The following is a 12,557-nucleotide window of genomic DNA, read 5'->3' on the forward strand; positions in this document are numbered from 1 at the left end:
ATATCTTTAAGCTTCAATATATTACAGAGTTTTTGACTTAATTCATAATAAAACAGTTATCCCAATAAATATAAGGTGCCAGGCTAGTCTGATAGCAACAGGATAACAAAAATCAAGTAAGTGCTTTTTCTGTCTCTCTAGGCACAAGTTCCTTTACTTCTTTCATTTCAGTTTTAGGCTTTGACATTATATATTGACCAGCACCAACTATGAGCGCAGATCCTGCAGCTAGTCCAATTATTGCTGGTACAGATAGGGCAGTAGCAAATGCAAGTGCAACACCAACTATCACTGCAGTTACAAAACACACAATAATACCTTTTACAATTGCATTTTTTGCAGATTGTTCTTTTTCTTTCACAATTGCATTTTTTCCAATTTGTTTTTCTTCCTTTTTCTCTGGAAGCTGCATTACATCTTTATTTTCAGTAAGATCCTTTGGCGTTTTTTTATTCTCATTTTTTAACGTTTGCTTTTTTTCCGCTTCCTCTAAAAGCTGAATTATACCTTGATATTTAGTAAGGTCTCTTGGCGTTTTTCCATCAACATCTTTTAATGAAGGGTCTGCTTCAGTGTGTAGCAGAACTTCCACCACTTTTATTTTGCCATTTTCAGCAGCAAGATGTAAAGGAGTACGTCTATCACCATTGTTTGCATTAACCTCTGCTCCTTTTGCGATTAGAGTTTTTACTACATCTTCGTGGCCATTTTTAGCAGCAAGATGTAAAGCAGTACATCTATCATCATTTTCTGCATTAACCTTTGCTCCTTTTGCGATTAGAGTTTTTACTACATCTTCGTGGCCATTTTTAGCAGCAAGATGCAAAGGAGTCCATCTATCAGCATCCTTTATATTAACATCTGCTTTCTCAACTAGAATTTTTACTACCTCTATGTGGTTATTTTCAGCAGCAAGATGTAAAGCAGTACATCTATCATCATTTTCTGCATTAACCTTTGCTCCTTTTTTGATTAGAATGTCTACTACATCTTTATGGCCCTCTCTGGCTGCAAGATGTAAAGGAGTCTCGTCCACAATACCTTCTGCATTAACATCTGCTTTCTCAACTAGAATTTTTACTACCTCTATGTGGTTATTTTCAGCAGCAAGATGTAAAGCAGTACATCTATCATCATTTTCTGCATTAACCTTTGCTCCTTTTGCGATTAGAATGTCTACTACATCTTTATGGCCCTCTCTGGCTGCAACATGCAAAGGAGTCCATCTATCAGCATCCTTTATATTAACATCTGCTTTCTCAACTAGAATTTTTACTACCTCTATGTGGTTATTTTCAGCAGCAAGATGTAAAGCAGTACATCTATCATCATTTTCTGCATTAACCTTTGCTCCTTTTGCGATTAGAATGTCTACTACATCTTTATGGCCCTCTCTGGCTGCAACATGCAAAGGAGTCTCGTCCACAATACCTTCTGCATTAACATCTGCTTTCTCAACTAGAATTTTTACTACCTCTATGTGGTTATTTTCAGCAGCAAGATGTAAAGCAGTACATCTATCATCATTTTCTGCATTAACCTTTGCTCCTTTTCCAATTAGAGTGTTTACTACATTTTTGTGGTTCTTTTCAACAGCAAAATGTAAAGAAGTCCATCCATCACCATTTTTTGCATCAACAATTGCTCCTTTTCCAGTTAGAATGGTTACTACATCTTCGTGGCCATAGTGAGCAGCAATATGTAAAGAAGTCCACCCATCACTATTTTTTGCATCAACGTTGATTCCTTCTGCTTTTGATAGAACTTGTACTATCTCTTTGTGGCCATTTGTAATAGCAAGATGTAAAGGAGCCCATCCTTTATCATTTTCTGCATTAACATTTGCTCCTTTTCCAATTAGAGTGTTTACTACATTTTTGTGGTTCTTTTCAACAGCAAAATGTAAAGAAGTCCATCCATCACCATTTTTTGCATCAACAATTGCTCCTTTTCCAGTTAGAATGGTTACTACATCTTCGTGGCCATAGTGAGCAGCAATATGTAAAGAAGTCCACCCATCACTATTTTTTGCATCAACGTTGATTCCTTCTGCTTTTGATAGAACTTGTACTATCTTTTTGTGGCCATTTGTAATAGCAAGATGTAAAGGAGCCCATCCTTTATCATTTTCTGCATTAACATTTGCTCCTTTTCCAATTAGAGTGTTTACTACATTTTTGTGGTTCTTTTCAACAGCAAAATGTAAAGAAGTCCATCCATCACCATTTTTTGCATCAACAATTGCTCCTTTTCCAGTTAGAATGGTTACTACATCTTCGTGGCCATAGTGAGCAGCAATATGTAAAGGAGTAATTTTATTATCATGTTCTGCATTAATATCTGCCCCGTTTTCAATCAGAGCTTTTGCTACATTTGCATAGTTCCAATAAGAAGCAAGATGTAACAATTTGACTTTCTTAGAATTTTGACCACAAGATATAGTAAATATGTAATTTATGCCAGATCCACTATCGTTGTCAGGTTTACTCTTTTCCCACTCTTGACATAAATCTGGATCTTCTTCTTGTAACTTAGCTTTTATTTTTTCAACTATATTGTCCTTGCTCAAATCTGAAAGGTCATTTATTTTTTTTAATATTTCCATAAATTTGCCATATTTCATAACTTCCTCACTTAAAATACATAACTTAGTTGTTATATCTTTTAACATAGAAGTCAAGAACCTAAATATTCGTTATTATCTTTCCTTAAAGAGTCATTTAAGTTATATTACAGACTATGAAAAACCTCAACTTTAGGAAGGAAATCAAGTTTTTTTCTCTGTCATTTATAATTTTATTTGTTCTATGGACTGTATTGTCTGGTTATTTTGAGCCGTTTTTTATTTTTTGTGGAGTGTTTTCCTCTATATTCACATCGTTTATCTTTAGAAGGTTGATAAACGCTGAAAGAGCTCTTAGCCAGATTTTAAATAGTACGAGTAGACTGTCGTTTTATAAGTTAGTAAGTTATATACCATGGTTAATGTACCAAATCATTTTATCAAGTGTTTATGTAACAAAAAAGGTGCTACAACTCAAATCTAAGCTTGAGCCAATCATTATTCTAAGAAAATGCAAAGGGCATAATGATGAAAGCATTGCGTTATTTGCCAATTCAGTCACAATCACTCCCGGAACTTTAACTATCAATGTTGAAAGTAAGCAGAAAACATATTTCTCTACCATGTATTTGATAGATAAAGATCTTGAAAGCGGCATTTCTGAAATAGAAAATAAAATCTTAAAAATACTACGTTCAGTTAAGTAATTGCTTTAAATAAGTTAACAGCATCCTTATATTCCCTTACAAGACTTTCAAGCATTTCTTTTGGAAGGCTATTGTTAACAATAGAACATAAATAATTATACAAATCTTCTAACCTTAATATGTTATTTCTCTTCTTGCTGTTGAATTTATACGGAAAAATACCTTCCATAACTTCAATAGTAGTAGCCTTGTTTAAAAATACATTTTCACTTGTCACGCTTATTCTTGCTAAAACAGTGTTAATTTCAGGTTCGTCACTCGTATAAAAATCTGATAGCTGAGTTATTCTAATAACGTACAAAGTTACTATTTTTGACAAGCAATTATCAGCATATTCACAATTTTTTATTACCTCCCACTGAGTAACCTGAGATTTACCTATTTTTGCATTGTTCGGTAATTTACTCATTGAACTTTCTCCATTTAATCCAGTGTAATAAATTATACTAATACTTTGTTAAATAAATAATAACGCGATTACAAAAATATATACTTATAGTAGTATATTATACAAAAATAGCACAATATCTAAGCATTAAAGCTAGTTTAAGCTGGGTACATGGGGCTATTCGTTATTTTGTGTTGTCCAGTGAGGTTCAAAATTAGAGGTCCACTTATATAAAGAGTTTAGTCTGCCTTCTTTGCTATAAAATAAGTTTTCCTTTTGAGCTGTTTTGTTAGTATTAACTAAATTCTAAACTAACTGTGCTATAATGAAAAAGATAAAACTCGGAATACTAATTTCAGGTAGGGGGTCGAATATGCAGGCCTTAATAGAAGCATGTCAAGATCAGAATTTTTCCGCAGAAGTTGCATGTGTTATCACAAATAATAGCGAAGCTGCTGGTCTGAAAATAGCAGAGCAAGCAGGAATCTCAGCGTTTATTGTTAAAGATAAACCGCTTGATGCTGGTAAAATTCACGAAATACTTGTTCAACATAAGGTTGATTTAATTTGCCTTGCAGGGTTTATGAGAATTCTCAAAGCTGATTTTCTGAGTAAATGGCATAACAAGGTTATAAATATTCATCCCTCTTTACTTCCGTCTTTTAAAGGTCTAAACGCTCAAGAGCAAGCTCTAAAAGCAGGTGTAAAAATTACAGGTTGTACTGTACATTATGTCACTCCTGAAGTTGATGCTGGAGCCATAATTGCTCAAGTTGTTGTACCAGTGTTACCAGCTGATGATATTCAAAGCCTCTCAGAACGCATTCTAGCTAAGGAGCATAAGTGTTATGTAGAAGCAGTAAGGTCAATAGCAGAAGATATATGACTGTAATAATTATTGACCTTGAGCGTTTTTTCCAACTTCAACAAAAAATAAATTTTCAGGTTCCAGTAAAGAACTTGCCAGTTCGTTTACTTCCTCTAATTTAACATCATTAATGATATTCGCATAATTATTTATACGGTTAACATCACGATCATTTATCTGCATATTATCTAGCAGCGTTGCTGTATTTGTGTTATTGGACAGGAAAAGGACAAGATTATTTACCAAGCCAATTTTTGCATCCTTGAACAATTGTTCGTCAATTCCTTGCTTTTTTATTCTGCTAAATGTATCTTTTACTGCTGATATAGCTTTGCCAGCAGTAGAACTATCAGTACTTATAAATCCAGATATAATATTTCCATGTTTATTGGAAATAATACTTGCATAAACACCATAAGTAATACCCAAGTTTTGCCTCAGTTCTGTCATTAATATTGAATTCAGCCTCATGCCACCAAGTGCATCAATTAAGACACCAGCGTTATAATAATTAGGATCTTCATAAGCTATACCTTTTTGAGCAAAAAGTATCACACTCTGTGGTATATCCATAAAAATATTCTTACTTTCTGCAGAACCAAAATTATTTTTTACAGGTATTTTTCTAACTTTTGATCTTTTTGACGGCAATTTAGATAAATATTTATCTAATAATGTAATAATTTCTTCTTTTTTTGCACAACCAGCAACACTGATAACTATGTTATCTTTAGCAAAATTACGCTTTATGTATGTTAAAACATCATCTCTAGTAATGTTCATTATAGTGTCAAGAGTACCGTACACACTTTTTGAGTAAGGATGTTTTTTAAACAATAACGTATCTAATTCTTTTCCAGCAACAAAATAAGGACTTTTTTCAAGATTATTAAAATTAACTTTGGCTTTCTCGAAAACTCTATTCAACCCTTCAGGGTCAACTTTAGGACGCATTATAGTATCGCTCAGTAATGAAATTGCTTCCTCTAGATTGTCAGACAAAGTATTTAATGAAACCCTAAATGCTTCTAAATCAGCAATAAAATTTAAACTAATCCCTTTATCTTCAAGCTTTTTCGCAAAATCTTTGGCATCATTTTTTCCTGCCCCTTCTTGAATTATAAGAGAAGTAAACCAGGTAAGTCCCTGTTTTTCTGCATTCTCATACACATAACCTGCATCTTTAAATGATATATTCAGTGAAACTTTTGGTAAAGCACAGTTTTCGACAAATAAAAACTTAAATCCTTTACGGGTAGTGACCTCCTCTATATTTAAGCTACCACTTGCTTGTAAATTAAAGCTTAGGCAGAAAAAAAACAGAAGTACAAATTTACTTATTCTCATTGTTATCTCCTTTTGGTAATAAACGACCAATTAACTTATTGGAAGAAAAGATAGTACGAATTTTGTTATTTACATCCTCTAAATTAACATCATCTATTTTGCTATATGAAATATCTATTTCATCAAGTGGAATACCAAGTGCAAGGTGTGGCACATAGAACATCGCTATATGAGTTAAGTCAGATAGATTATCAAACTGTGCTGCTTTGTATCTATATTTCGAGCTTTGCAACTCCTCATCCGTTATTCCTTTAGACATGAAGTTATTAATAGCATTATCTAACTCTCTTTCAACAATATCTAAATTAACTCCGCTTTTTGGAATGACCTGAATATCAATGTAGCCATCACTAAAAGCTAGGCTATTATAATAAGCAAACACTGATACTGCCACATCTTCATCTAAAACCAGATCATTATACAGTTTGCTGGATTTGCCGCCACCTAAAATTTCAACCGCTAAATGAGCAGCGGAAGCTTCATTTATATGCTCAAATAAGGGTACACGATAACGAAAATATAAAACTGGTTCTTTTACTTCAGTGCTCTCTAAGGTCACCGATAGACCTGCATTATGCACTGGATCCTGATTTGGGTAATTTCTCATTACAGGCTTAGCTTTAATTTCGCCATATTTTTCTTCTGCTAATTTCACTACTTCATCAAGTTCCACATCACCCACAATCAGTAATATTGCATTGCCGGAGTGATAATAGTTATCATGAAACCTCGTTATGTCATCCAAATTGTAAGTTTTGATATCGCTCTCCCAGCCGATAACAGACCTACCATAGCCAGTACGGTAAAATGCACTATTCATTTCTTCCCATAACAAGTTGTTAGGATGATTATCAAATCTCATTTTTCTTTCTTCCAACACAATGTTTTTTTCTCTATCTATTTTGTCTTGAGTAACATTAAAGCTGCCCATTCTATCTGCTTCAACTTCCATTGCAAGTGGTAAATCTTTTTTGGGGATCAACTCAAAATAACAGGTATATTCTTTAGTGGTAAACGCGTTAAATTGAGCCCCAATGCTACTCATAGTGGCTTCTATATCTGTGAACTTTCCTGTAGTTTCAAACATTAAATGTTCAAAGTAGTGAGCCAATCCTGCTTTGCCGATTGGATCATCCATTCCCCCAACTTTGTATATTACTGCATGTAAAACGGCTGGAATCCGATGATTAGGAACAATATAAACATCCAAACCGTTATCGAGTTTAGCATGTTTTATGTTGTACTCTATGTTTAAAGCATTCGAAGAAATTGGGTAAGTAAAAAAAAATGCAGGTAGTATAAGAAAACTAAAAAGCTTATGAAGCATTATCCTAACCTAATATAAACATAATTACTTTATTCCCCATTTTGTTTAGAAATAAGCATATCGTATATATACCACTTATATAACAATGTAAACATTCCACAAACTATAGATAAATCTGCTAAATTAAAGGCTGGCCAATACCAATCATCAATATGAAAATATATGAAATCATATACAGCTCCCCAATAGATCCTATCAACTACGTTTCCGATTGCTCCACCAATCATCAGAGAAAAACCAAGGTAAGTTGACTGATCGTCAGACTTGTATATCAAATATGCAAGTATACCAATTATTAGTATTGAAAATGCTGAAAAAAAGAAACCGCCATGTGGTAAAGCGCTACACATTCCAAAACTAATACCTGAATTCCAAACTTCAACTAGTTTTATAAAACTAGCGATCTCAATTGATTCTCCTTCATCAATCAATGAGTTTATGTACAATTTGCTCGTTTGGTCAATCAATACTATAATTAATATAACAACTAAGCATAACTTTTTCATAAATTTGCCTTTAACCTATAAACTTTAAGTATATCATAATTTATCTGTTTTGTTAACTCCTCAATACTATGGAATTTTTTTTCTGACCTTATGAATTTTAAAAGTTGTATATTGACTTTATGACTATATACGTCTTCATCAAAATCGAATATGTGCATTTCTATTATAGGCTTTTTCAGATCCTTAAAAGTAGGTCTCATACCAATATTGACTACTCCATATAACCAATTTGGATTACTATCAGGAAAAGTCACTCTAGCGTAATATGTGCCAAACTTAGGTTTTATCATGCAATCTTCTATAGGAATATTTATGGTTGGAAATCCTATTTCTCTACCTCTACATGCACCTTTTGTCACAACACCAGAAACTTGATAAGGCCTGCCGAGCAATTTATTAGTAATTTCTATTTCGCCCCTTTGTACATACTCCCTTATTGAAGAAGAAGAGCAAATTTTGCCGTCAATTGTTAATGGCTCTAATTTAGTCAAAGAGTATCCATATATTTCAGAATATTTCTCTAGAGTTAATATATTACCCAATCGTTTATGACCAAAAGTGCAATTTTCTCCGACAATTATGTGTTTAGCGCCATATTTATCTATTAAAATCTCACTGATAAAGTCATCGCAGCTAACCTCAGAAAAACCTCTATTAAAATTAATAATATATAAGTAATCTATACCATAGCTGCTGATTAGTTCCTTTTTTTGTTCTTGGTCTATTAACCTAAAATTGTTTCTACCAAATAAAACAGTTGATGGGTGAGGCTCAAAAGTTAAAACTGCAGAGGGTAATCCTCTTTCTTGTGCTACCTTCTTTAGAGTAGAAATTGCAAACTCGTGTCCTAAATGAATGCCATCGAAATTTCCGAAGGTTAGTGCTATATTATTTTCTATTCCTTGCTCACAATTATAAATAATTTTCATACAATTTGATATGTTTCTTATATATAATAACTATATTTTAGTAAGCTACGGAGATAAATTGTGAAAAATGTTGTGATATATGTAAAGAAGGGCTGTCCATACTGCATAAGGGCAAAGGATTTACTAGATAAAAAAGGTGTGAAGTATGAAGAAATTGATGTGCTCAAAAACTCAGATCTATTTAACAACATAAAATCAAAGTATAACGTTAGAACAGTTCCACAGATTTTTATCAACGATAAGCACATTGGGGGGTGTGACAAATTGATGGATCTTGAAAAAGAAGGAAAGTTGGATGATATGCTAAATAATAATGACAATCACACTGATGTCACAACCTACACAAACAGCAATGATGAATGTGGAGAGTGTGTTATACCACATGATGATTTTATGTAACTTTTTATCTTGTTTTGTCGTGTAATACGTAAATGAAAACTAGTATGCTCACTTTAAACAATTCTTAATGAATTAAAAATACAATTCATTCAGTGAGTTTTTTTAGTGGGAAAAAATGACAAAAAATATTTCAATTATTAGCAGAAACTTAATTAGTATCGAATTAGTTAACAAACAAGATTTAGAGAATTTCATCAAGATTTTCACAGTGCTTGATAAACATATAGCAGCTAAAACACTTTTTACAGAAGAATTGAGAATAGAGTATAAACAACACAACGGCATAGAAGTTGTTGAATTGCTAAAAGATACAGACTTTACATATCATGAGGTTGAAAATGTATTGAACCACCTGAGTAAACATGGAATGAAGGTGCCCAGCAGTGTTATAGCACACACCCTTTTTGCTGCATACAATCATGCACTTGAATTTAAGGATGTAGCATTTTCCTTTTCTGAAGGCTCTCCACAATTTAACATCAGAGTGAGTAAGAACACCTTCATAATAACTCCTATGAGTGAGGAGAATTTGGAATTGAATTCACAAAGTAGCAAGAAATTAATAGAGTCGTTACAGAGCGAAAAAAATATTTATGATTGTATAGTAGAAGAAAATACCATTAAAGTTATAGTGCATTCTGAAATACATCAAGCTATAAATTTGATTATAAAATCACTGATAAAGTCTCGCCTTTTAGCAAAAGAGGAAGAAGGAAAATTCAAAGAGAAATTGAGACAACTTGCTTTTAAGGATCAAGCTTTTGTTGAGTATTCCAGTATCAAAACCATCAGTAGGTATCCACATAATCATCCTCTGAGAAAGCATGAAAGTGTTACTAAGGATATAGAAAATATTTTATGTGATTTCATAGCAAATGAGAATAGCGAGTTCGCTATAGAGCGGTTAAATAGGCTGAGCTCAGCAGTTTCTCCGGATACTCCAAGAATCATCACTAAAACTATAGATAAACTTGTTAAGTTTCACTAAGATATACGAGAGCCAATAGATTTCTTGTATTACCTTTTGTCATCCAAGTAGCCTTGGCTACTTGGTTCTTTTTTTGGGTTCCAGCTATGTACATAGCTGTATGAACATTGTAGCCGTTATTCAAGTAGCCCGCAGAAGCGAAAAACTTACTTGACAAACTCCGCCAACTCCCTTATCATGAAACTGAAGCTATTTATTTATCTTCTCTGTACAGATTAAATGACAAAAAAACTCACGTATCTGGCGTCTCATGTTTAATTTTTTGCACTATGTGCACCTTATGTCTTTATCAAATTTCTGGGTTTTTACCTACACAAGCTGAAATACGCTTATAAAGCATTTAAAACATTAAAAAACGCCAACTTAAAAAATGGATAGTGAATAACTAGCTACCCTAGGGTTTCTTTTGCCTTTTTTTCTGTTTAGTAAATTTCTTAATGTTTATAATTTAGATTAGTTGCGGCTTAAAAGCAACTGAATCGCGGTTATTAAACGTTTAGAATAAAAAAACGCCATACTTGAAAGTATAATGTAAGTAATTAGCCAACCACGGGGCTTCTTTTGCCTTTTTTTTCGTTTGGTAAATTTCTTAATGTTTATGGCTAAACGACAACCGTCATCCCGCTACGTGTTAGCGGCCGAGATACCGCGAATGAATCGCGGTATGACGGTTCGCGGTGGCATGACGATAACCTCGTCATCCCGCTACTTGTTAGCGGGATCTAGAGATACCGCGAATGAATCGCGGTATGACGGTTCGTGGCGGTATGACGTAGAATTTTATACTCACCAACTCAGTATTCCAACCTGGATTGTATCTTATCGGTAAAAAAGAAGAGCTATTTTAGGAAGTTTTTATAGGACTAAAACCAAAGAAAACTTGCATATAAGTTTATCAAGATGTAAAATTAAAGTTATTTTAAAAGAATAGGTTAATTATGAATCTTGTAACAAAATCTGCTATCGATTTTACTGCTTCATCTGTTCTCTCTGACGGAGAAATTGTTGATGATTTCTGTCTGAGTAAGCGCATAAAAAATAAGTATGCTGTCCTTTTTTTCTATCCACTTGATTTTACTTTTGTTTGCCCAACTGAATTGATATCGCTCAATAATAGAATAAATGAGTTTGCAAAGCGTGGTGTTGAAGTGATAGGAATAAGTGTAGATTCAAAATTTTCACATTATAAATGGCGAAACACTCCAGTTAATGATGGTGGTATTGGAGAGATTAGCTACACTTTAGTGTCTGATATCAAAAAGTCTATATCAAGAGACTATGGGGTCTTATATGATGACTCAATTGCGCTGAGAGCAACTTTCGTTATTGATGATAAATTTATTGTACGTCATCAATCGATAAATGATTTGCCTTTAGGGCGTAATATCGATGAATTCGTTAGAATCGTTGATGCAATTAAACATAATGAAGAGCATGGTGAGGTGTGTCCAGCAGGGTGGAAAAAAGGTAAGCCAGCAATGCAGGCAAGCGATGAAGGAGTAGCTGATTATCTAAACTCATACAGTGAAGAATTATAAATTTAGTACAAAAGTTCTTATTATTGGATCTGGGGCAGCGGGTTATGCTGCTGCTATATATGCAGCACGTGCAAACTTAGAGCCAATTATAGTAACGGGAATGCAGCCTGGTGGTCAGCTTACAATTACTACAGATGTTGAAAACTATCCTGGTTTTGTTTCAATACAGGGTCCAGAACTAATGGAGCAAATGAGGTTGCATGCAGAAAAGGTTGGAGCAAAAATAATAGATGATGAGATAAAAAGCGTTGAACAACTTGAGGATTCTAATGAGTATAGGTTTAGATCTTCTGGTAATATCAATGACTACTATTCAGATGCAATTATCATTGCATCTGGTGCGCAAGCGAAGTGGCTTGGTTTAGAAAGTGAAAAGAAATTTCAGGGTTATGGGGTTTCAGCTTGTGCGACTTGCGATGGTGCATTTTTTAGGAATAAAGTTGTAGCTGTGATTGGTGGTGGAAACACTGCTGTTGAAGAAGCAATATTTTTAACTCGATTTGCCAAAGAAGTGATATTAATACACAGGCGTGATAAATTAAGAGCGGAAAAAGTAATGCAAGATAGGCTCTTTAAAAATGATAAAATAAAAGTAATGTGGAACCATACCGTAGAGCAGATTCTTGGAGAAGAAAATCCAAAAAGGGTTGCTGGTATTGCGATTAAATCAGCAGAAACCCAAGAATTAAAAGTGGATGGAGTGTTCATTGCAATCGGGCATGCACCAAATACGGGTATTTTTAAAGGCTTTGTTGAAATGGATGAGCAGGGTTACATCATTACAAAACCTGGAACAACTTTAACTAGTAGGGCAGGAGTGTTTGCTGCAGGTGATGTTCAAGATAAGGTATATCGTCAAGCAGTAGTTGCAGCAGGAACAGGATGCATGGCTGCGCTTGATGCAGAAAAGTTTTTGGAGTCGTAGTTAATTCTAGGATTTTAGATAAATTGCTTGCAATTTTCCTTTTCTTTTACATAATTATATTAGTAAATCATT

12 protein-coding genes are annotated in these 12,557 nt (G+C 33.7%); 6 read left to right on the top strand and 6 right to left on the bottom strand.

All coding sequences use genetic code 11. From position 1 onward, the window contains the following. Positions 1 to 112: 112 nt before the first annotated feature. Positions 113 to 2,671, bottom strand: a complete 2,559-nt coding sequence (locus tag ABWU40_RS05255) for an ankyrin repeat domain-containing protein (protein WP_353279158.1) — start codon at positions 2,669 to 2,671, stop codon at positions 113 to 115. A gap of 68 nt (positions 2,672 to 2,739) precedes the next feature. Between ABWU40_RS05255 and ABWU40_RS05260 the strand changes: the two genes are divergently transcribed. Beyond that, positions 2,740 to 3,270, top strand: coding sequence for a Na+/H+ antiporter subunit E (locus ABWU40_RS05260; protein WP_010962821.1), 531 nt, complete (start codon positions 2,740 to 2,742; stop codon positions 3,268 to 3,270). On the opposite strand, the gene ABWU40_RS05265 is transcribed toward ABWU40_RS05260, so the two are convergent. Beyond that, on the bottom strand, positions 3,263 to 3,679 hold the full coding sequence (locus ABWU40_RS05265) for a hypothetical protein (protein ID WP_006279382.1): 417 nt from the start codon (positions 3,677 to 3,679) through the stop codon (positions 3,263 to 3,265). The two genes, ABWU40_RS05260 and ABWU40_RS05265, sit on opposite strands and share 8 nt — an antisense overlap. A 304-nt stretch (positions 3,680 to 3,983) precedes the next feature. Between ABWU40_RS05265 and purN the strand changes: the two genes are divergently transcribed. Continuing rightward, entirely contained in the window at positions 3,984 to 4,544 is a 561-nt protein-coding gene (gene purN / locus ABWU40_RS05270) for a phosphoribosylglycinamide formyltransferase (protein ID WP_015589189.1), read from the top strand. 9 nt (positions 4,545 to 4,553) lie between these two features. Here the strand turns inward: purN and ABWU40_RS05275 are convergent, their stop codons facing one another. The 4 genes from ABWU40_RS05275 to ribF are packed head-to-tail and all read right to left on the bottom strand — an operon-like array spanning position 4,554 to position 8,635. Further along, entirely contained in the window at positions 4,554 to 5,873 is a 1,320-nt protein-coding gene (locus ABWU40_RS05275) for a M16 family metallopeptidase (protein WP_015589188.1), read from the bottom strand. After that, positions 5,860 to 7,200, bottom strand: coding sequence for a M16 family metallopeptidase (locus tag ABWU40_RS05280; protein ID WP_141457011.1), 1,341 nt, complete (start codon positions 7,198 to 7,200; stop codon positions 5,860 to 5,862). Before ABWU40_RS05280 ends, ABWU40_RS05275 begins: the two co-directional genes overlap by 14 nt. 29 nt (positions 7,201 to 7,229) lie before the next feature. After that, the gene (gene lspA / locus ABWU40_RS05285; RefSeq protein ID WP_141457013.1) at positions 7,230 to 7,706 is read right to left on the bottom strand and encodes a signal peptidase II; all 477 of its coding nucleotides are present in this window, start codon (positions 7,704 to 7,706) and stop codon (positions 7,230 to 7,232) included. Then, on the bottom strand, positions 7,703 to 8,635 hold the full coding sequence (gene ribF / locus ABWU40_RS05290) for a riboflavin biosynthesis protein RibF (RefSeq protein ID WP_353279159.1): 933 nt from the start codon (positions 8,633 to 8,635) through the stop codon (positions 7,703 to 7,705). The genes lspA and ribF overlap by 4 nt, the downstream gene beginning before the upstream one ends. Before the next feature lie 60 nt (positions 8,636 to 8,695). Here ribF and grxC point away from each other — a divergent pair, with 60 nt between their 5' ends. From grxC to trxB, 4 genes are all read left to right on the top strand, one after another. Next, entirely contained in the window at positions 8,696 to 9,034 is a 339-nt protein-coding gene (grxC, locus tag ABWU40_RS05295) for a glutaredoxin 3 (protein WP_151807604.1), read from the top strand. A gap of 115 nt (positions 9,035 to 9,149) precedes the next feature. Further along, positions 9,150 to 10,022 (top strand): hypothetical protein, encoded by an 873-nt coding sequence (locus ABWU40_RS05300; RefSeq protein WP_141457015.1) that lies wholly within the window; start codon positions 9,150 to 9,152, stop codon positions 10,020 to 10,022. A 938-nt stretch (positions 10,023 to 10,960) separates the two neighbouring features. Beyond that, on the top strand, positions 10,961 to 11,560 hold the full coding sequence (locus ABWU40_RS05305) for a peroxiredoxin (RefSeq protein ID WP_012673206.1): 600 nt from the start codon (positions 10,961 to 10,963) through the stop codon (positions 11,558 to 11,560). Further along, positions 11,547 to 12,485, top strand: coding sequence for a thioredoxin-disulfide reductase (gene trxB / locus ABWU40_RS05310; RefSeq protein ID WP_353279160.1), 939 nt, complete (start codon positions 11,547 to 11,549; stop codon positions 12,483 to 12,485). Before ABWU40_RS05305 ends, trxB begins: the two co-directional genes overlap by 14 nt. The last annotated feature ends 72 nt before the right edge of the window (positions 12,486 to 12,557 follow it).

The sequence above is a fragment of the Wolbachia endosymbiont (group A) of Cydia amplana genome (assembly GCF_964028495.1).
Taxonomy (GTDB): domain Bacteria; phylum Pseudomonadota; class Alphaproteobacteria; order Rickettsiales; family Anaplasmataceae; genus Wolbachia; species Wolbachia pipientis.

Coding starts and splice junctions, on each gene's coding strand:
- ABWU40_RS05265 (WP_006279382.1), bottom strand. CDS start 3,679: ATGAGTAAATTACCGAACAATGCAAAAATAGGTAAATCTCAGGTTACT.
- ABWU40_RS05300 (WP_141457015.1), top strand. CDS start 9,150: ATGACAAAAAATATTTCAATTATTAGCAGAAACTTAATTAGTATCGAA.
- ABWU40_RS05275 (WP_015589188.1), bottom strand. CDS start 5,873: ATGAGAATAAGTAAATTTGTACTTCTGTTTTTTTTCTGCCTAAGCTTT.
- ABWU40_RS05260 (WP_010962821.1), top strand. CDS start 2,740: ATGAAAAACCTCAACTTTAGGAAGGAAATCAAGTTTTTTTCTCTGTCA.
- purN (WP_015589189.1), top strand. CDS start 3,984: ATGAAAAAGATAAAACTCGGAATACTAATTTCAGGTAGGGGGTCGAAT.
- ABWU40_RS05255 (WP_353279158.1), bottom strand. CDS start 2,671: ATGTTAAAAGATATAACAACTAAGTTATGTATTTTAAGTGAGGAAGTT.
- ABWU40_RS05280 (WP_141457011.1), bottom strand. CDS start 7,200: ATGCTTCATAAGCTTTTTAGTTTTCTTATACTACCTGCATTTTTTTTT.
- ABWU40_RS05305 (WP_012673206.1), top strand. CDS start 10,961: ATGAATCTTGTAACAAAATCTGCTATCGATTTTACTGCTTCATCTGTT.
- lspA (WP_141457013.1), bottom strand. CDS start 7,706: ATGAAAAAGTTATGCTTAGTTGTTATATTAATTATAGTATTGATTGAC.
- ribF (WP_353279159.1), bottom strand. CDS start 8,635: ATGAAAATTATTTATAATTGTGAGCAAGGAATAGAAAATAATATAGCA.